This window comes from Rhodobacter sp. P2_H5 (assembly GCF_056403335.1).
Window position 1 is genome coordinate 131,593 of the sequence record NZ_JBFUFS010000008.1, and the last position, 19,468, is coordinate 151,060.

A 19,468-nucleotide genomic window follows, 5' to 3' on the forward strand; every position below is an offset into this window, starting at 1 on the left:
AAAAGTCTAGCAACTCCGCAGGGCAGAGGAAAGGAAAGCCTTGGAAGCCCATTGAAAGAGGTCAGGATTCCTCGCCCGATGACCAGCGCAGCCGCGTGACGCCCGGTTCTGCGGCAATCCGTTGCACGGCGTTTTCAACCACATGGTCGGGTACGCCTTCCGCCGTGACCACCGCGGAAAGTTCGACGGAATCCTCGCCCGATTTGCCGGAAAGTTCGGTGATTTTCAGGCCGCCGAGGCTGAGGCTGCGCAACATCAGACTGCGCATGCCGCTCTCATCCAGCGCGCGGCAGGTCAGCGAGACGACCCAGACCCGCGAAATCGGTGTGCCGGCGGCGGTGTATTTCTTCAGGAGTTTGACCAGCGGCCTGAGGCCGAGGTTGATGAAGACCACGAGGCCGGTCAGCATCAGGGCAAAGTCCCAGTTCCCCGTCCCCGCCATCAACCCGACCCCGGCCGAACACCAGAGCGTGGCGGCGGTATTCAGCCCATGCACCTCGAATCCATCGCGAAAGATGATCCCGGCGCCGAGGAAACCGATGCCCGAGACGACCTGCGCCGCCACCCGCGTCGGGCTGGTGTCCGTGCCGGGCATCAGCTGCGAGAAGGTGACGAAGCTTGCCGCCCCAAGCGCCACCAAGGCATTGGTCCGCAAGCCCGCCATCCGTTGCCGCACCTGGCGTTCCGACCCGATCAGGGCCCCGCAGGACAAGGCGATGGTCAGGTTGAAGGCGGCGGCATGCAAGGCGATGGACATGAAAGGCTCCCGTTTCGGGAAGGCTTTTCACATCGCGGAGGGAATGTGAAGGTTTTGTAACAGTTTTATGACGCGAAATTAAGAACTGCGACAGCGCGTTAACCTAGGCTTCCAGCTCGACATCCCAATAGAGGTAGTCCATCCAGCTTTCATGCAGATGGTTCGGCGGGAAACGCCGGCCATGGGCCTGCATGTCCTCGGGGCTCGGCGCGCGCGGGATGCGGTTCAGGTGCAACCCGGCCTGGCGCAGCGACTTGGAGCCCTTGCGCAGGTTGCAGGGGCTGCAGGCCGCCACGACATTCTCCCAGCTCGTGATGCCGCCCCGGGCGCGCGGGATCACATGGTCAAAGGTCAGATCGCCCTTGGCGCCGCAATACTGGCAGCAGAACTCGTCGCGCAGAAAAAGATTAAAGCGCGTGAAGGCCACGCGCTTTTGGGGTTGGACGAAATCTTTCAGCACAACGACAGAGGGCAGCCTGAACTCGTGCCTCTGGCTACGCACCACCTGGTCATATTCGGCTAGGATCGTCACCCGGTCGAGCACGGCAGACTTGATCGCCTCCTGCCACGGCCAAAGCGACAGGGGATAGTAGCTCAGCGGACGAAAGTCCGCATTGAGCACCAAAGCCGGGCAGTATTTCAGCGTCGCCGGATCGCGCACGAAGCTGGTTCGAAAATCGCCGTCCATTCCGCAAAGACCCTTTTCTGCAGGCCCGCGCGCTTGGCACAAGATGCGCCACGGCGCGCATGGGGTTGACTATATATGGCGTTTGACCGCTGGCAAGCCCCCGGATTTCCACCTGGGCCCAGTAATCGCAAACCCGCGTGACGTCTGCGTGACAGAGAGGCACTTCGGCCAACCTGGGCAGGCGCTCGCCGGCGCAGAGGGGGCGCGGAACTTCCCCTTTGCCTGCGCCCCCCGGCCCCGGTAAGAGGCTGGAAACGAAAGGACCGTCCATGCCCCTGCCCCGCCGCGCGTTTCTGACCTTGACCCTCGCAGCCCTGGCCGCCTGCGCGCGCCCGACCCCGCCCGAGGTTTACCGCGGCGAGACGCCCGAAATGGACCGGCTGATCGATAAATACGCGCGGCTTTACGACATGCCCGCCAGCCTGATCCACCGCATGGTCCGGCGCGAAAGCGGCTACAACCCCGCCGCCCGGCATGGGCCCTACTACGGCCTGTTGCAGATCATGCCGCAGACCGCCCAGCAGATGGGCTACCGTGGCCCGGCAAGCGGGCTTCTGGATGCCGAGACCAACCTCAAATACGCCGGGAAATACCTGCGCGGGGCCTGGATCGTGTCCAACGGCAGCCAGTCCCGCGCCGAATACTGGTATTCGCACGGCTACTACTACGAGGCGAAGCGGCGCGGGTTGCTCCGGGAAACCGGGTTGCGGTCCTAGTACCAGGCATCCGGCATCGCGGCCTTCTTGCGCGCGACATAATCCTCCAGCGCCTCGCGCCGGCCTTCATCCATCGCGGGCGCCTCGTATTCGGCGAGGCGCTTCTTCCACAGGGCATTGGCGCGGGTCGCGGCATCGGTCGATCCCGCCGCTTCCCATTTCTCGAAGGGCTCGTTGTCGGACAGATCGCTGTCCCAGAAGGCCGTCTCGTAATGCGCCATGGTGTGGGAGCAGCCGAAGAAGTGGTTGCCGGGCCCGACCTCGGCAAAGGCCTCGACCGCCAGCTGGTCGTCGTCGATCTTGATCCCGTCGAGATAGGTGTGGAGCGCGCCGCAAAGATCGGCATCCAGCATGAACTTCTCGTAAGACATGCTCAGAAGCCCGTCGAGGAAGCCCGCCGAATGCAGGATGAAATTCGCCCCGCAATGGACGGCGGCGAGCATCGACATCGTGCCCTCCATCATCGCCTGGGCATCGGGCAGTTTCGAGGTGGTGAAATTCCCCGAGCAGCGCAGCGGCAGGTTCAGCCGACGGGCCAGCTGGCCGATGACCATCGAGCCGATCGCAGGCTCCGGCGTCCCGAAGGTGGGGGAACCCGAACGCAGGCTCATCGAGGACAGAAAGTTGCCGAAGATCACCGGCGCGCCCTTGCGCTCCAGCTGGGTCAGGGCGCAGCCGGCCATGGTCTCGGCGAGGCTCTGCACGATGCCGCCCGCACTGGTCACCGGCCCCATCGCCCCGCCGAGGATGAAGGGCACTATGACCGCAGCCTGACCCGCCCGCGCATAGGCACGCAAGCTCTTGGTCATCGTGCCATCCCAGACCAAAGGCGAATTGACGTTCACATTGCCGAGGATAACGCAATGATCGTTCACGAATTCGGACCCGAACAGGATCCGGCACATCTCGATATTGTCTTCCGACCGGCTTTCGGCGGTGACCGAGCCCATGAAGGGCCGGTCCGACAGGGTCATATGCGCCAAGACCATATCCAGATGCCGCTTGTTGACCGCCACATCGGTCGGCTCGCAGATCGTCCCGCCGGAGTGGTGGAAATTGGGCGAGCTCTGCGCCAGCTTGATGAAGTTGCGGAAGTCCTCGATGGTGCCGAACCGCCGCCCCTTGTCCAGATCCATGACAAAGGGGCTGCCATAGGCCGGGGCAAAGACCACCGACTTGCCGCCGATCTCGACCGATTTCTCGGGGTTGCGGGCATGCTGGGTGAAGGTCGGCGGCGCTGAACGCAGGATCTCGCGCAGCATGCCCGGTTCGAACTTCACCAGAAGCCCGTCGACGCGCGCGCCCGCGCGGCGCCACATCTCCAGCGCGTCGGGGTCGTCGCGAAACTCGATGCCGGTCTCGGCCAAAACCCGGTCCGCCGCCGCCTCGATCCGCAGGAGGTTTTCCTCCGACAGCACGTCATAGGTCGGAATGTTGCGGATGATATAGGGCCGCCCAAGCCCCGTCCCCTTCTTCGCCCGCTCCGCCTGCCGCGCCTGCCGCCCTGACCGTTTTGCCTCTGACATGAAAGCCCTCCCGCTTTCCTCCAGCAAAGGCCAAGCAAGCAAAAAGACATGCCGCAAACCGACCCCTCAAGGTCGTTTCTTTCCCTTGCCCTCTGCAGAAATACTCGACTGGGGTGCAGGGGGGCGTCAGCCGCCCCTGCCGAGGGGGGTCAGGGGGGGCGAGCAGCCCCCCCTGCCTTGGTTCAGGTCACCACATCCGGCGCCACCCGCCCGGTGAAACTTTCGATCCCGGCGAGCAGATGCGCCGCCCGGATCACCGGGGCCAATGCCTCCTGCGCGTCATGGTCAAGGTCGCCCGGCCCCGCCACATAGCGTTCCAGATAGACCCTGAGCGTCGCGCCCTCGGTCCCGGTGCCCGACAGGCGCAGCACGATCCGGCTGCCATCGGCAAAGAGAATCCGCACGCCCTGCTTGAGGCTGACCGAGCCATCCACCGGGTCGGTATAGGCAAAGTCATCGGCGGCAGCGATCTTCATGCCTTCGACTTCCGTTCCCGGCAGGGTCGCAAGCTTGCCGCGCAAGGCCGCCATCATCGCATCGGCCTTCACCGTCTCGATCGCCTCGAAATCGTGGCGCGAGTAGTAGTTGCGCCCGTATTTCGCCCAATGCCCTTTCAGGATATCGGCCACCGTCTCGCCCCGCACGGCAAGGATGTTGAGCCACAAGAGGATCGCCCAAAGCCCGTCCTTCTCGCGCACATGGTCCGAGCCGGTGCCAAAGGATTCCTCACCACAGATCGTGGCTTTGCCGGCATCCAGAAGGTTGCCAAAGAACTTCCAGCCGGTCGGCGTCTCGTACTTGCCGATGCCCAAGGCATCTGCCACCCGGTCGGCCGCGGCCGAGGTCGGCATCGAGCGCGCCACGCCCTTGAGGCCCGCCTTGTAGCCCTTGGCCAACTGCGCATTGGCGGCCAGCACCGCGAGGCTGTCGGAGGGCGAGACATAGATGCCGCGCCCGACCACCATGTTGCGGTCGCCGTCGCCATCCGAAGCCGCGCCGAAATCCGGCGCATCGGGTCCGAACATCTCGTCCATCAGGGTCTTGGCCCAGGTCGGGTTGGGGTCGGGGTGCATGCCGCCGAAATCGGGCAAGGGCGTCGCATTCACGCAAGTGCCGACCGGGGCGCCGAGACGTTTCTCCAGGATCTCCACCGCATAGGGCCCGGTCACGGCGCACATCGAATCCATCCGCATCCGGAAGCCACGGCCAAACATCGCGCGGATCGCGTCGAAGTCGAACAGCGTCTCCATCAGGGCGGCGTAATCGCTGACCGGATCAACGACATCGACCACCATGCCGCCAAGCGCCTTGCGGCCCACGCTGGCCAGATCGACATCCTGCGCCTCGAGGATCTTGTATTCGGTGATCGTCGTCGTCTTCTGGAACATGGCTTCGGTCACGCCCTCGGGGGCGGGGCCGCCGTTGGGCATGTTGAACTTGACGCCGAAATCTTCATGCGGGCCGCCGGGGTTGTGGCTGGCCGACATGATGATGCCGCCATCGGTCTTGTTCAGCCGGATCAGATGGCTGGCGGCTGGGGTGGACAGGATCGCGCCCTGCCCCACGATCACCCGCGCCGCGCCATTGGCCGCCGCCATCCGCAAGATCACCTGCGCCGCGCGGTCGTTGAAATAGCGGCCGTCGCCGCCGAGGACGAAGGTCTTGCCCTCCGCTCCCACCACATCGAAGATCGCCTGGACGAAATTCTCCAGATAATGCGGCCCCATGAAGACCGGGGTCTTTTTCCGCAGGCCCGAGGTCCCGGGCTTCTGGCCCGCGATCGGTTGGGTGGCGATGGTTCTGACGCTCATTTCAAGGCTCCTTGCGGATCTGCGGTAAAGACAAGAACGGAATTGGCGGGCACGGTCAGCCCGGCAGTCGCCGGGGCTTCGGGTGCTGCGGGGCGGCTGGTGTCGATGATCAGACGCCAGGATTTTTCGGTGGCGGGCAAGGACAGGGCCTGTTCCGGCCCGCAGTTGAAGACGGCGAAGATCACATCCGCCCCCGCCGGGCCCGAGGCCGCCATGCGCAGCTCGACCCCGAGGCAGCGGAAGGCGGGGTCGTGCCACTCGGCCGCCTGCGGCTCGCGCCCGTCGGCATGGCGCCAGATCACGTCGGGCAGGCCATCGCCATGGCGCTTGCGGCCATGCAGGAAGCGGCGCTGACGCAGCACCGGATGCGCCTTGCGCATCGCCACCAGCCGCGCCACGAAAGCGGTCAGCCCGGCATCGGCCTTGCCCCAGTCGATCCAGGTCGTCTCGTTGTCCTGGGCATAGGCGTTGTTGTTGCCGCCCTGGCTGTGGCCCAGCTCATCCCCGGCCAGCAGCATCGGCGTGCCTTGCGACAAGAGCAGCGTCGTCAGAAGGTTGCGCTTGCGCTGGTTGCGGGCGGCGGTGATCAGCGGGTCGGTGGTCGCCCCCTCGACCCCCAGATTGTCGGAGTGGTTTTCCGAATGGCCGTCGCGGTTGTCCTCGCCATTGGCGAGGTTGCGCTTGACGGTGAAGCTGACCAGATCCTGCAGGGTGAAGCCATCATGCGCGGTCAGGAAATTGACCGAGGCCGTGGTGCTGCGCCCGGCATGGTCGAAATTCTCCGCCGAGCCCAGCAGCCGCTTGGCCAGATCCGGGGTCAGCCCGGCATCGCCGCGCCAGAAGCGGCGCACGCCGTCGCGGTAGCGGTCGTTCCACTCGGCCCAGGGGTGCGGATAGCCGCCAAGCTGATAGCCGCCGGGACCGATGTCCCAGGGCTCGGCGATCAGCTTGACGCGGGCCAGAACCGGGTCCTGGCGCAGCACATCGAAGAAACCGGCGCCGGGGTCGAAGCCGCCCGGCTCGCGCCCCATCGAGGTCGCAAGGTCAAAGCGGAAGCCGTCGACGCCGAAATGCAAAACCCAATGGCGCAGGCTGTCGGCCACCATCCGCAGCACCATCGGATGCGCGATGTTGAGGGAATTTCCGGTGCCACTGTCATTGGCATAGTGCCGTCCGCCGCCCGCCAGCCGGTAGTAGCTGCGGTTGTCGAGGCCGCGGAACGACAGGGTCGGCCCGGCCTCGTCGCCCTCGCCAGTGTGGTTGTAGACCACGTCGAGGATCACCTCGATCCCGGCCTGATGCAGACGCCAGACCATCTCGCGGAACTCGGCCCGCGGGTTGCGGTGGGCATAGCGCGGTTCGGGCGTGAAAAAGCCCATCGTGTTGTAGCCCCAGTAATTGGTCAGCCCCTTGGCCACCAGGAACCGGTCGTCGAAAAAGCCCTGCACCGGCAGAAGCTCGACCGCCGTCACGCCCAGCTTGACCAGGTGGTCGATCATCGCCGGCTGGGCCAGCCCGCTGTAGGTGCCGCGCGCGCTGGGGGGCAGGTCGGGGTGGCGCATGGTCAGGCCCTTGACATGGGCCTCGTAGATCACGCTTTCGGACAGGGGATGGAACGGCCCATGCGGCAGATGCGGCAGGGCGCGCTCGTCCACCACGACCGATTTCGGCACCGCAAAGGCGCTGTCGCGGGTGTCAAAAGACAGATCGCCGCGCGAGGATCCGATCCGGTAGCCCATCAGCGCATCGGACCAGCGCAGGCGCCCGTCCCAGGCCTTGGCATAGGGGTCCATCAACAGCTTGTGCGGGTTGAAACGGTGGCCCTCCTCGGGCGCATAGGGGCCATGGGCGCGAAAGCCGTAGCGTTGCCCCGCCTTCATGCCATCGACGCGCAGATGCCAGATGTCATCCTCGCGATCGGCCATGATCATCCGCGCCACCTCGCGCCGGCCATCCTCGGAGAAGAGGCACAGCTCCATCAGATGGGCATTGGCCGAAAAGACCGCGAAGTTCACGCCGCCCTCGTCGACCGCGGCGCCCAGGGGCCAGGGCCGCCCCGGCGCCGGCGTCATGCCCGGCAGGGTGCCGGGCAAGTTGGAACGCAGGACCGTCATCCAACCAGGCCTTCATAAAGTGCCGCATATTCGGCGGCCGAACTGGCCCAGGAGACATCCTGCTTCATCGCGTTCTTCTGCACCTTGGCCCAAAGCTTCTGGTCGGCGTAAAGGGCGATCAGCTGGCGGAGTGCGGTGGCAAAGGCCGTGACATCGGTCGGATGGAAGGTGATCCCCGTCGCCACCCCGGCCGAGATCGCCGCCGGATTGGCATGGATCACCGTATCGGCCAACCCGCCGACCGCCGCCACCACCGGCAAGGTGCCATAGCGCAAGCCATACATCTGGGTCAGCCCGCAAGGCTCGAACCGCGAGGGCACCAGCACGGCATCGCCGCCGCAGAACAGCTTGTGGCTCAAGGTCTCGTCATAGCCGATCCTAAGGCCGACACGGCCCGGGTAACGGTCCGCAAGGCTGCGCATCGCCGCCTCCAGCACCGGATCGCCCGAGCCGAGGACGACCAGCCCGCCGCCCGCCTCGATGAACTCGGGCAGCACGGCGGGGACAAGGTCGATGCCCTTCTGGTCGGTCAACCGGCTCACGATGATCGCCAGCGGCCCCGGCACGCTCAGATGAAACTCGCCACACAGGGCGGCGCGCGCCTCGGCCTTGCCCTTCATCGCGGTGGCGGAATAGGGCAAGGGCTCGGCCCCCGGGTTCCAGACGCCGGTGTCCACCCCGTTCAGAATGCCCGAGACGACCGCGGCCCGCGCCCCCATCACCCCTTCCAGCCCCATGCCATATTCGGGCCGCAGCAGTTCGGCGGCATAGGTCGGCGAAACGGTGGTGATGCGGTCGGCGGTGACGAGGCCGGCCTTCAGGCTCGACAAGCCGCCGAAATATTCCAGCGCGCCGGGATAGAACTGATCGGCCGGCAGGCGCAGCTCGTGGATCTGGCTCGCCTTGGCCCAACCCTGAAAGGCGATGTTGTGGACGGTAATCACCGAGCCCACCCCGTTCGAGCCGCCGTAGCTGAGGTAGGCCGGCGCAAAGCCCGCCTGCCAGTCATGCACATGCATCACGTCGGGCTTCCAGCCATCGCCGCAACCCTCGCGCGCGAGCTTGGCCGCGATCCAGGACAGGGCGGCAAAGCGCTGCGGATTGTCCCACCAGTCGCCGGTCGGCCCGTTGTAGGGCCCGCCCTCGCGGTCGTACAAATGCGGCGCGTCCAGCAGCAGCACCTGCAAACCGTCGATCTCGCCCGACAGGACCCGGCCCGGCCCGCCCCAGAGCCCCTCTTCGCGCCAGACCTCGCGCCAATCCTGCGCGCGCTGCCGCAAGGCACGGTAGGCCGGCATCAGCACCCGCATCTCCCAGCCCAGGGGCGCCAGCGCCCCCGGCAAAGCGCCCACCACATCCGCCAGCCCGCCGGTCTTGACCAGCGGCACGCATTCCGAGGCTACCGACAGAACCCTGCCCTTGAGTTTCATCGCATGAGCCCCTTTCATCCAGATCCAAATATCCCGGGGGGTCCGGGGGGCTGGCCCCCCGGCCTCCGGTCCGACACAGCTACCCGAGCTTCGCCGCCCGTGCATTCAACATGCTCTGCGTGATCAGCACAATTCCGTTTTCGGACCGGCGGAACCACTTCACGTCTTCCTCCGGGTCCTGGCCCACGACCAGCCCGTCCGGGATCACCACACCACGGTCGATCACGCAGTTCTTCAGGCTCGCATTGCGGTGCACCGTCACATAGGGCAGCAAAACCGCATATTCGAGGCTGGAAAAGCTGTGCGTCCGCACCCCGGTGAAGAGAAGCGAATTCCTCACTTCCGACCCCGACACGATGCAATCGCCCGAAACCAATGAGGAGACCGCCGAGCCGCGCCTTCCGTCCTCGTCATGGATGAACTTCGCCGGGGGCACGATCTCGGCATAGGTCCAGATCGGCCAGGCGTTGTCGTAAAGGTCGAGCTTGGGGACAAAATCGGTCAGGTCGATATTGGCCTGCCAGAAGGCGTCAATGGTGCCGACGTCGCGCCAGTAGGGCTCGGTCTCCAGCCCCGATTTGACGCAGCTGTCGCTGAACTTGTGCGCCATGGCCTTGCCGTTCTTCACGATGGCGGGGATCAGGTCCATGCCGAAATCGTGCTGGCTGTTGTCGTCCGCCATGTCGCGGATCAGAAGGTCGCGCAGGAACTTCCAGTCGAAGATATAGATCCCCATCGAGGCCAGCGAATTGGCCGGATCGCCCGGAATCGTCGGCGGGTCTTTGGGTTTTTCAAGGAAGGAGGTGATGCGCATATTGGCATCGACATGCATCACGCCAAAGGCGGTGGCCTCGGCCTTGGGCACGGTCAGACAGCCGATCGTCACATCCGCCCCGGTGTTCACATGCTGTTGCAGCATGATCTCGTAGTCCATCTTGTAGATATGGTCGCCGGCCAGAACCACGACGTAATTGACGCCATAGCTGTCGATGATGTCGATGTTCTGCGCCACGGCATCGGCGGTGCCGCGGTACCAGTTGGTCTCGTCCATCCGCTGGCTTGCGGGCAGGATGTCGAGGTATTCGTTGCGTTCGGCCCGCAGAAAGCCCCAGCCGCGCTGCATGTGGCGGATCAGCGAGTGCGCCTTGTACTGGGTGGCGATGGCCATCTTCCTGATGCCCGAGTTCAGCGCGTTCGACAGCGCAAAGTCGATGATCCGGGTCTTGCCGCCGAAATAGACGGCGGGCTTGGCGCGCAGGTCGGTCAGCTCTTTCAGCCGCGAGCCGCGCCCGCCGGCCAGCACGAAGGCCATCGCCTGGCTTGACAGCCGCGCATTGGGTTTAGGTGTCATGTCATCCTCCCGAGATGTGCGGTCTCCTGCCGCGTAATTTACTGATCTTGACGGAAATACAGCGTCGCCAGCGGCGGCACCGTCACCATGGCGCTTTGCGGCAACCCGTTCCACGGCTCGGCCTCGGCCTTCAGACCCCCCATGTTGCCGCGGTTGCCCCCGCCATAAAGCGCGGAATCGGTGTTCAGGATCTCGCGCCACTGGCCCATCGCCGGCAGGCCGAGTCGGATGCGCCGCTCCACCGGGGTCATGTTGCTGATGACGACCACCGCAGGGTCTGTGGCCGCGCCGCGCCGGATCCAGGAATAGGTCGAGCCCTCGGCATCGCCGCCGTCGATCCAGGCGAAGCCCTCGGGCCGCGTGTCCTTGACATGCAGCGCGCGGTTCTCGCGGTAGACCCGGTTCAGATCGCGGACCAGCGCCTGGATCCCGGCATGTTCGGGAATTTCCAGCTGATGCCAGTCAAGGCTTTGGTTGTGGTTCCACTCCGCCCCCTGGGCGAATTCCTGACCCATGAACAGAAGCTTCTTGCCCGGATGCCCCCACATGAAGCCGTAATAGGCCCGCAGGTTGGCAAATTTCTCCCAAGCCGTGCCCGGCATCTTCGACAGCATCGAGCCCTTGCCATGCACCACTTCGTCATGGCTGATCGGCAGGATGTAATTTTCCGACCAGGCATAGACGAGGCCGAAGGTCATCTGGTGGTGGTGATACTTCCGGTAGATCGGGTCTTTCTGCATGTAGGACAGGGTGTCGTTCATCCAGCCCATGTTCCACTTGAAGCCAAAGCCCAAGCCCCCACCATCCACCGGGCGCGACACGCCCGGAAAGGCGGTGCTTTCCTCGGCCACGGTCATGATGCCCGCCACTTCGCCATAGCAGATCGTATTGGCGCGCTGCAGCATCGAGATGGCTTCGTAATTCTCGCGCCCACCGTCCTTGTTGGGCACCCATTGCCCCGCCTCGCGCGAGTAATCGCGGTAAAGCATCGAGGCCACGGCATCGACGCGAAGGCCGTCGACGTGATATTCCTCCAGCCAATACAAGGCGTTGGAGATCAGGTAGTTCGACACCTCGATCCGGCCGTAGTTGTAGATCAGGGTGTTCCAGTCCTGGTGGAAACCCTCGCGCGGGTCCTGATGTTCGTAAAGCGCCGTGCCGTCGAACTGGCCCAGACCATGGGCATCGGCCGGGAAATGCCCCGGCACCCAGTCGAGCAGGATGCCCAGCCCCTTCTTGTGCGCCGCCTCGACCAGCACGCGAAATTCCTGCGGCGTGCCGTGGCGCACGGTGGGGGCAAAGAGACCGACCGGTTGGTAACCCCAGCTGCCATCGAACGGATATTCGGAAACCGGCAGCATCTCGATATGGGTGAAGCCCATATCGGCGACGTAATCGACCAGTTGTTCGGCCATCTCAAGGTAAGACAGCATCCGATTGCCCGGCGCGCGCCGCCAGGAGCCCAGATGCACCTCATAGACCGAGATCGGCGCCTCGATGTTCTGCAGGGCCTGACGCCTGGTCATCCAGTCGCCATCCTCCCAGACCCTTGGGCTGATGTCGCGCACCACCGAGGCATTGGCCGGCGGGTGTTCAGAGCCGAAGCCGACCGGATCGGCCTTGAGGGGGATCACCGCCCCGCTCGGGGTGCGGATCTCGTATTTGTAGCCGCTGCCTTCGCGCAGGCCGGGGATGAAGATCTCCCAGACGCCGGTGGCACCGCGCCGCCGCATCGGGTTGCGCCGCCCGTCCCAGATGTTGAAATCGCCCACCACCGAGACGCGCTGCGCATTGGGCGCCCAGACGGCGAAATGCACGCCCGGGGTGCCCTCATGCGTGATCAGATGGGCGCCGAGCACCTGCCAGAGACGGCGATGGGTGCCCTCGCCCAGGAGGTATTCGTCCATCTCGCCCAGAACCGGGCCGAAACGGTAGGCGTCGTCAAACTCCCACTCCGCCCCGTCCGAGGCGGCGCGCAGGCGATAGGCGCTTTTCTTGGCCAAAGCGACCTGAAACAGGCCGGGAAAGCCTGCGACCTCGGTCGCCTCCAGCGGCTTGGCGCCCTTGCCCGCCGGCACCAGCGACAGCCGGGTCGCACCGGGGACAAAGGCCGTCACCACCCAGTCCTTGCCGCGCGGATGCGGGCCGAGGATGGCGAAAGGATCGCCATGACGCCCCTGCACGATTGCCTCTGCCGCGCCGGAATCGAGAATGGGTAGCGTCATGTCGCGTCCTTTCGTCCAAGGGACGCCCGTCAGAGAGCCGACGGGATATCCCAGATGTCGTGCATGTAGTTGCGGATCGTGCGATCCGACGAGAAAAAGCCCGAGCGAGCGGTGTTCATCGCAGCCATTCTGGTCCAGCGTTCGCGGTCGGCGAAGGCCTTGTCCACCTCTCCCTGCGCCCCATCATAGGCATCGAAATCCGAGGCCACGAGGAAATAATCGTAGTGCCAGACACGGTGGACCAGATCGTGGTAGCGATCGGCCTGCCCGGGCGAGAAGCGGCCCTCGGCGATCTGCTGCAGCACGACCTGCAGGGCCGGGCTCGCCTCGATCGCCTTGCGGGAATGGTCGGGATCTTCGCGGCGCTTGTTGGCCTCATCGGTGGTCATGCCGAACAGGAAGAAGTTCTCGGGCCCCACCTCTTGCAGGATCTCGACGTTGGCCCCGTCCAGCGTGCCGATGGTGGGGGCGCCGTTGATCATGAACTTCATGTTGCCGGTGCCCGAAGCCTCTTTCCCCGCGGTGGAGATCTGTTCGGACAGATCCGCCCCCGGCACCAGATGTTCGGCCATCGAGACATTGTAGTTCGGCGGGTAGATGATCTTGAGCAGATCGCCCGTCACCGGATCGGCGTTGATCGTGGCGGCCACATCGTTGATCAGATGGATGATTTCCTTGGCCACGGCATAGCCTGGCGCCGATTTGCCGCCAAAAATCTTGACGCGCGGCACATGGTTGCCGCCGGGATTCTCGCGCAACCGGTTCCAGTGGGCAACGGTCTGCAGGATGTTCAGAAGCTGGCGCTTGTATTCGTGGATCCGCTTGATCTGGATGTCGAACAGCGCATCCGGGCTGACCGTGACGCCGCATTGCGCCTTGACCCAGGCCGCCAGCGCCACCTTGTTGGCCCGCTTGGCCGCGTCGAAATCGGCGCGGAAGCTTTTGGTGTCGATATGCGGCTCAAGCTCGCGCAGGCGGTCGAGGTTGTCTTCCCAGCCCTCGCCGATGGTGTTGCTGATCAGGCCCGACAAGGGCTTGTTGCACATCTTCAGCCAGCGGCGCGGGGTGACGCCATTGGTCTGGTTGACGATCCGGTCGGGATGGAGCGCGTTGAGTTCGGGGAAGAGCGAGGTCTTGACGAGGTCGGAGTGCAGCGCCGAAACCCCGTTGACCTTGTGCGCCATGACGAAGGCCAGTTCGCCCATCCGCACCTCGTGATGCTTGACGATGCCGACATAATGCGGGCGCGAGGGATAGGTGTTCTTGTGCCAGGCGTCGATGCGCTCGACGATCTGCATGTGACGCGGCAGGACATTGCCGAAGGTGAAGGTCGCCCACCGCTCCAGCGCCTCGGGGAGCAGGGTGTGGTTGGTATAGCCAAGGCAACCGCGCGCCGTGTCGACCGCATCGTCAAAGGCCATGTGGTGTTCGTCGGTCAGAAGCCGCACCAGTTCCGGGCCGGCGATGGCCGGGTGGGTGTCGTTCATCTGGATCGCCACGAACTTCGGCAGCGCCTTCAGGTCTGTGTGGTTGGCGAGATAGCGGCGCAGGATGTCCTGCAGCGCGGCCGAGGTCAGCAGGAACTCCTGCTTGAGGCGCAGTTCCTTGCCCTGGTAGGTGGTGTCGTCGGGATAAAGCACCCGGCTCAACGTGCGGGCCAGCGCCTCGGGCTCGGCCGCGGCGGTAAAATCACCACGGTTGAAACGCTCCAGATCGAACAGCGTCGTCGGCCGCGCCGACCACAGGCGCAGCGTGTTGGCCCATTTGCCCTTCCAGCCGATGACCGGCATGTCATAGGCCGAGGCGAAGACGGTCTCGCCCGGCACCCAGACCTCGCGGCCGTCCTTGGTCTCGACCGTGCCCTTGAAGGGAATGGTGTAATTGGCCTCGGGGCGCTCGAACTCCCAGGGGTTGCGGTGCTGCAGCCAGTCTTCCGCCGCTTCGACCTGCTGGCCGTTGACGAAGCGCTGGCGGAAGAGGCCGTGTTCGTAGCGGATGCCATAGCCGTAGGCCGGACAGCCGACCGTCGCCATGCTTTCGATGAAACAGGCCGCCAGACGGCCAAGGCCGCCGTTGCCGAGGGCAGCATCCGGCTCGTCCTCGACGATGGCGCGGAAGTCCTGGCCGAAGTCGGCCATAACCTCGATCGCGGTGTCGCGCAGGCCAAGGTTGACCGTGGCATCCTCCAGCAGGCGGCCGATCAGGAATTCCATCGACAGGTAATAGACCCGCTTGCGGTCTTCGGCCCAGGTCCTGCGGGTCGAGGCGAACCACGGGTCCACGATCCGGTCCCGGATCGCGTAGGACAGCGCCATGCGCCAGTCGAATACGGAAGCGTTGGGCACATCCTTGCCCAGGGTCGAGGTCAGATGCCGCAAGACATCCGCCTGCAAGATCTTCGGGGTGAGGCTCAGATCGTTCACTGTCTTGTCCACCGGGTTATTATTCTTCAACGATCAAGCCTAAAGACCTTTACGCCACCGTCAAGCAGCGAGGCCGCACGGAGCGGCCAAAGCCTGACGCCTCAAACCGCTTTACTGTTACCGCAAACAATTCGGAAAATCTTCCCTAATCGCACAGTTATCAGGCAGCGCCGATTTTTCAAATCGCTTTGGTCAGCCGGGCCATGCTGCGTCGCAGAAAAATCCGCAAAGCCCCTTGGAATCGCAGCCCTGCCCCGCTGCGGCCCCGGCCGGACCCGCGGGCCCGTGCGCCGGGTTCGGCGGAAGGTCGCGCAGAGGTGATCGAAGGCCGCGCTGCTAGCGCTCGCACCCCGTTGCAACCCTTACAAAGCCCCACTAAATGACGCGAATATACCTAGGTTCAGACCTCAAGAGGCCCCAGACCCGGTAGAAAACGAAAAGACAGGCGGAATGCCGCAACCGGACCATGGAGCAGATCATGTCCCACACGACCACCCAGCAAGGCGCCACCCCGGCGCCGCAAGGCCAGCAATCGGGCCAAAGCCAGACCACCCCGCAGCAGACCGGCGGCGCAACCCCCGCGCCCAAGCCGATTATCCGCGACTGGGCGGCCTTCTGATCAGCTGCCCGTCAGTCGGCGCTCTGTTGACCGGCCCGCTTCCGGCCCATGCGACCGGGCGCACCGGCGCGACGACACGCAAGACGCTTGGCAAATCCGGGGGTCCGCCGCTAGGCTGGCCCCCGGATTCTTTGCAGCCCTGACAAGGGGGGAGCGCGCCGCATGGCAGCCATATCGACGATCCGGAACCTTGGCCCGGCCTCCGAGGTGCAATTCGCCCGGGCTGGCATCACCACGGCCGAAGAGTTGCGCGAGATCGGCGCGCACGAGGCCTATCGGCGCTGCCTCATGACCGGTACCGCCCCGCATTTCATTGGATATTATGTGCTGGTCATGGCCTTGCAGGGCCGGCCCTGGAACGATTGCAAGGGCGAGGAGAAGAAGGCGCTGCGCCTGCAATTCGACGCGCTGGTCGGGGAAACCAATGCAAAAGGCCGCTCCGAACTGGAAGCGGCCCTTGATTTCTTTGGCGTGGTCCAGCGCAGGGCCTGACCCTGCGCTGCCCGGTTCAGCTTCAGCCGACCAGTTCGAGACCCGAGAAGAAGAAGGCGATTTCGCGCGCGGCGGAAGCGGCGCTGTCCGAACCATGGACCGAGTTTTCGCCGACCGAGAGGGCGAATTCCTTGCGGATCGTGCCTTCCGCGGCATTGGCCGGGTTGGTGGCGCCCATCACTTCACGGTTCTTGGCAATGGCGCCTTCGCCTTCCAGAACCTGCACGACGACCGGTTCGGAGGACATGAACTCGCAAAGCTCGCCGTAGAAGCCGCGCTCCTTGTGCTCGGCATAGAACTCTCCAGCCTGGGCGGTCGACAGGTGGATGCGCTTGGAGGCGACGACGCGCAGGCCGGCATCCTCGAACTTGGCAACGATCTTGCCGGTCAGGTTGCGCTTGGTGGCGTCGGGTTTGATGATCGACAGGGTACGTTCGATGGCCATTTGTCTTACTCCATAGAAAAAGGCGCGGAACGGGGCCCCACGCCGGAAAGATTGCCGCGCCTCTAGCACGCGGGCCGGAAATTGGAAAGCAGCAATCCGGCGGCCAGAGTGCCAGCGTGGTTTTTGCCCCCCCGCCCGAGGCCGGGCGCCTGCGGCCAAGCCATCCCGGGGCGATCCGCGCGCTATTTTTGCCCGATCCGGCCCGAAGATGAATTTTTAGGCGGGTTTGCCGCGAAAAGCACCGCCCGGCACTTCGATTGGGGGCGGCGTCCGGAAGATGGGCAGATTGCCCATCCTACGGGGGCAAGCCTGCGGGCCGGTCGCCCTTGGCCGGGGCGGGAGGGCTGTCTGCCCTCCCGTGCCCACCCGAGAGTATTTGGCAAAGCGCAAGGGGAAGGGGCTTTTGTCTTTGCGCTTTGCCAAAATACTCCGCAGGGAGGTCCGGAGGGACGCGAAGTCCCTCCGGGGGTGGGCTAGGCTGTGCGCTTTCCCGCCTTCCCCGCTTGACCCCGGCGCGCAGGTGGGGCAAGGCCCTGCGCATGCTCAAGATAGACAACATCACCTATTCCGTCGAAGGTCGCCCTTTGTTTGAAGGCGCCTCTGCCACCATTCCCACCGGCCACAAGGTCGGCATCGTGGGGCGCAATGGGGCGGGCAAGACCACGCTGTTCCGCATCATCAAGGGCGAGCTGGCGCTGGAGGGGGGCTCGATCTCGATGCCCAACCGCGCCCGCATCGGCGGCGTGGCGCAGGAAGTGCCGGGGTCGGATGTGTCGCTCATCGACACCGTGCTGGCGGCGGATACCGAACGCGCGGCCCTGATGGCCGAGGCGGAGACCGCGCATGACGCGCACCGTATCGCCGACATTCAGGCGCGCTTGAACGATATCGACGCCTGGTCTGCGGAGGCGCGGGCGGCTTCCATCCTGCGTGGCCTCGGGTTCGACCCCGAGGCGCAGCGCCGGCCCTGTTCGGATTTCTCGGGCGGCTGGCGGATGCGGGTGGCTTTGGCGGGGGTTCTGTTCTCGCAGCCCGACTATCTGCTCCTCGACGAGCCGACCAACTATCTCGACCTTGAGGGCGCGCTCTGGCTGGAAAGCTATCTGCAGAAGTACCCCCATACCGTCCTGATCATCAGCCACGACCGCGGCCTTCTGAACCGGGCGGTCGGCGCAATCCTGCACCTGGACAACAAGAAGCTGACGCTGTGGAACGGGCCTTACGACCAGTTCGCCCGCCAGCTGGCCGAGCGCCGCGCCAATCAGGCCGCCGAGGCCCGCAAGCAGGACACCCGCCGCGCCCACTTGCAAAGCTTCGTCGACCGCTTCAAGGCCAAGGCCTCCAAGGCCGCGCAGGCGCAGTCCCGCGTGAAAATGCTGGAGAAGATGACCCTGATCACCCCGCCCGAAGAGGCGCGGGCCGTGGTCTTCACCTTCCCCGAGCCGGAAGAGCTGGCGCCGCCGATCATCAACATGGAAGGCTGTGCGGTAGGCTATGGCGGGCCGCCGATCCTGAAGAAGCTGTCCTTGCGGATCGACCAGGACGACCGGATCGCTTTGCTGGGCCGCAACGGCCAGGGCAAATCCACCCTGTCGAAGCTGCTGGCAGGCAAGCTGGAGGCGTCAGACGGCAAGATCACCCGCTCCTCCAAGCTGCGCATCGGCTATTTCGCCCAGCATCAAGTTGACGAGCTGCATATCGACGAGACGCCCCTGCAACATATCCAGCGTGTCAAACCGCAGGAGATGCAGGCGCGGCTGCGCGCCCGTCTGGCCGGCTTCGGCCTTGGGCCGGATCAGGCGGAAACCGCGGTGGGGCGGCTTTCGGGCGGGCAGAAGGCGCGGCTGTCGCTGCTTCTGGCCACCATCGAGGCGCCGCATCTGCTGATCCTCGACGAACCGACCAACCACCTCGACATCGAAAGCCGCGAGGCCTTGGTGGAGGCCTTGACCGCCTACAAGGGCGCCGTGGTTCTGGTCAGCCACGACATGCACCTGCTGGGGCTGGTGGCCGACCGGCTTTGGCTGGTCAAGAACGGCGCCGTCACCCCCTATACCGACGATCTGGAGGCCTACCGCAAGCAGCTTCTCGCCGGTGACGAGGTCGAAAAGCCCGCACCGAAACTCGTGGAAAAGCCGAAGAAAATCTCGCGCGACGAGGTTCTGGCCATGCGCTCCGAGGTCCGCAAATGCGAGGACCGCCTCGCCAAACTGAACGACATGCGCGACAAGCTGGCCAAGAAGCTCGCCGATCCCGCGCTGTACGAGGATGGCCGCAAGGGCGAGCTTGACACCTGGAACAAGAAATACGCCGAGGTGATGGACGCGCTCGACAAGGCCGAGGCCATGTGGCTTGCGGCTTCGGAAAAGCTGGAGCAGGCGGCGGCCTGAATGCCGCTGCCCTGGACCTATCGGCAGGCGACGCGGGAATGGCAGGCCTTCCTTGCCATCGCGCGCGCCGAGATGGACCTGGCGACGGACAATCTGACCTATACGGCGGTGCAGGGCGTGCTTCAGGCTTTCCGCCGCCGCCTCACCCCGCAGGAGGCGGTGGACTTTGCCCAGGTGCTGCCCGCCGTGCTGCGTGCGCTGTTCGTGGCGGACTGGACCCTGGCGCCGCCCCTGCCCCCGGGCAACCGCGACCTGTGGACCGCCGAGGCCAAGGCCCTGCGCCCGCATCACAGCCTGACGCCTGACACTTGCGTGGCCGCCGTGGCGCTGGCGCTGCGCCGCTCGGTGCTGCGGCGCGATCTGGAAGCGGTGCTGGCCCGCCTGCCCGCCTTTGCCGCAGACTTCTGGGATGTGCCGGGGGTCGATACCGCGACGCTGGGGCCCGAGATCGTCTGACGAGGCTTGCGGCACGGCGGAAAAG

Annotated in this window: 15 protein-coding genes; 5 read left to right on the top strand and 10 right to left on the bottom strand. The window is 65.0% G+C overall.

Annotation, left to right across the window (positions count from 1 at the left end; all coding sequences use genetic code 11):
* Window positions 1-61: 61 nt before the first annotated feature.
* Together AC1DVR_RS13030 and AC1DVR_RS13035 are read right to left on the bottom strand one after the other, a co-directional pair.
* Window positions 62-757, bottom strand: coding sequence for an MgtC/SapB family protein (locus AC1DVR_RS13030; protein ID WP_478001010.1), 696 nt, complete (start codon window positions 755-757; stop codon window positions 62-64).
* Between the two features lie 103 nt (window positions 758-860).
* Entirely contained in the window at window positions 861-1,445 is a 585-nt protein-coding gene (locus tag AC1DVR_RS13035; RefSeq protein WP_478001011.1) for an HNH endonuclease, read from the bottom strand.
* A gap of 269 nt (window positions 1,446-1,714) precedes the next feature.
* On the opposite strand from AC1DVR_RS13035, the gene AC1DVR_RS13040 reads away from it, so the two are divergent.
* On the top strand, window positions 1,715-2,161 hold the full coding sequence (locus tag AC1DVR_RS13040; RefSeq protein ID WP_478001012.1) for a transglycosylase SLT domain-containing protein: 447 nt from the start codon (window positions 1,715-1,717) through the stop codon (window positions 2,159-2,161).
* Here AC1DVR_RS13040 and AC1DVR_RS13045 read toward each other — a convergent pair.
* From AC1DVR_RS13045 to AC1DVR_RS13075, 7 genes are all read right to left on the bottom strand, one after another.
* Window positions 2,158-3,687 (bottom strand): trimethylamine methyltransferase family protein, encoded by a 1,530-nt coding sequence (locus AC1DVR_RS13045; RefSeq protein ID WP_478001013.1) that lies wholly within the window; start codon window positions 3,685-3,687, stop codon window positions 2,158-2,160. The two genes, AC1DVR_RS13040 and AC1DVR_RS13045, sit on opposite strands and share 4 nt — an antisense overlap.
* Before the next feature lie 182 nt (window positions 3,688-3,869).
* Window positions 3,870-5,498 carry an alpha-D-glucose phosphate-specific phosphoglucomutase gene (locus tag AC1DVR_RS13050; RefSeq protein ID WP_478001014.1) on the bottom strand — a complete coding sequence of 543 codons (1,629 nt, stop codon included), beginning with the start codon at window positions 5,496-5,498 and terminating at the stop codon, window positions 3,870-3,872.
* Window positions 5,495-7,612 (bottom strand): glycogen debranching protein GlgX, encoded by a 2,118-nt coding sequence (glgX, locus tag AC1DVR_RS13055; protein WP_478001015.1) that lies wholly within the window; start codon window positions 7,610-7,612, stop codon window positions 5,495-5,497. Before glgX ends, AC1DVR_RS13050 begins: the two co-directional genes overlap by 4 nt.
* Window positions 7,609-9,042 (bottom strand): glycogen synthase GlgA, encoded by a 1,434-nt coding sequence (gene glgA / locus AC1DVR_RS13060; RefSeq protein WP_478001016.1) that lies wholly within the window; start codon window positions 9,040-9,042, stop codon window positions 7,609-7,611. Before glgA ends, glgX begins: the two co-directional genes overlap by 4 nt.
* 79 nt (window positions 9,043-9,121) lie before the next feature.
* Window positions 9,122-10,393 carry a glucose-1-phosphate adenylyltransferase gene (gene glgC / locus AC1DVR_RS13065; protein WP_478001017.1) on the bottom strand — a complete coding sequence of 424 codons (1,272 nt, stop codon included), beginning with the start codon at window positions 10,391-10,393 and terminating at the stop codon, window positions 9,122-9,124.
* Window positions 10,394-10,431: 38 nt separating this feature from the next.
* Window positions 10,432-12,618: a 1,4-alpha-glucan branching protein GlgB gene (gene glgB / locus AC1DVR_RS13070; protein WP_478001018.1), complete on the bottom strand. Its 2,187-nt coding sequence runs from the start codon at window positions 12,616-12,618 to the stop codon at window positions 10,432-10,434.
* A gap of 29 nt (window positions 12,619-12,647) precedes the next feature.
* Window positions 12,648-15,053 (bottom strand): glycogen/starch/alpha-glucan phosphorylase, encoded by a 2,406-nt coding sequence (locus tag AC1DVR_RS13075; protein ID WP_478001019.1) that lies wholly within the window; start codon window positions 15,051-15,053, stop codon window positions 12,648-12,650.
* A gap of 466 nt (window positions 15,054-15,519) precedes the next feature.
* Here AC1DVR_RS13075 and AC1DVR_RS13080 point away from each other — a divergent pair, with 466 nt between their 5' ends.
* Both AC1DVR_RS13080 and AC1DVR_RS13085 read left to right on the top strand, forming a co-directional pair.
* Entirely contained in the window at window positions 15,520-15,660 is a 141-nt protein-coding gene (locus AC1DVR_RS13080; protein ID WP_478001020.1) for a hypothetical protein, read from the top strand.
* Window positions 15,661-15,822: 162 nt separating this feature from the next.
* Window positions 15,823-16,152 (top strand): TfoX/Sxy family protein, encoded by a 330-nt coding sequence (locus AC1DVR_RS13085; RefSeq protein ID WP_478001021.1) that lies wholly within the window; start codon window positions 15,823-15,825, stop codon window positions 16,150-16,152.
* 22 nt (window positions 16,153-16,174) lie between these two features.
* Here AC1DVR_RS13085 and ndk read toward each other — a convergent pair whose 3' ends face one another.
* Window positions 16,175-16,597 carry a nucleoside-diphosphate kinase gene (gene ndk, locus AC1DVR_RS13090; RefSeq protein ID WP_478001022.1) on the bottom strand — a complete coding sequence of 141 codons (423 nt, stop codon included), beginning with the start codon at window positions 16,595-16,597 and terminating at the stop codon, window positions 16,175-16,177.
* Between the two features lie 539 nt (window positions 16,598-17,136).
* Between ndk and AC1DVR_RS13095 the strand changes: the two genes are divergently transcribed.
* Together AC1DVR_RS13095 and AC1DVR_RS13100 are read left to right on the top strand one after the other, a co-directional pair.
* The gene (locus tag AC1DVR_RS13095) at window positions 17,137-18,987 is read left to right on the top strand and encodes an ABC-F family ATP-binding cassette domain-containing protein (protein ID WP_478001023.1); all 1,851 of its coding nucleotides are present in this window, start codon (window positions 17,137-17,139) and stop codon (window positions 18,985-18,987) included.
* The gene (locus AC1DVR_RS13100; protein ID WP_478001024.1) at window positions 18,988-19,443 is read left to right on the top strand and encodes a DUF2267 domain-containing protein; all 456 of its coding nucleotides are present in this window, start codon (window positions 18,988-18,990) and stop codon (window positions 19,441-19,443) included.
* Window positions 19,444-19,468 lie beyond the last annotated feature (25 nt).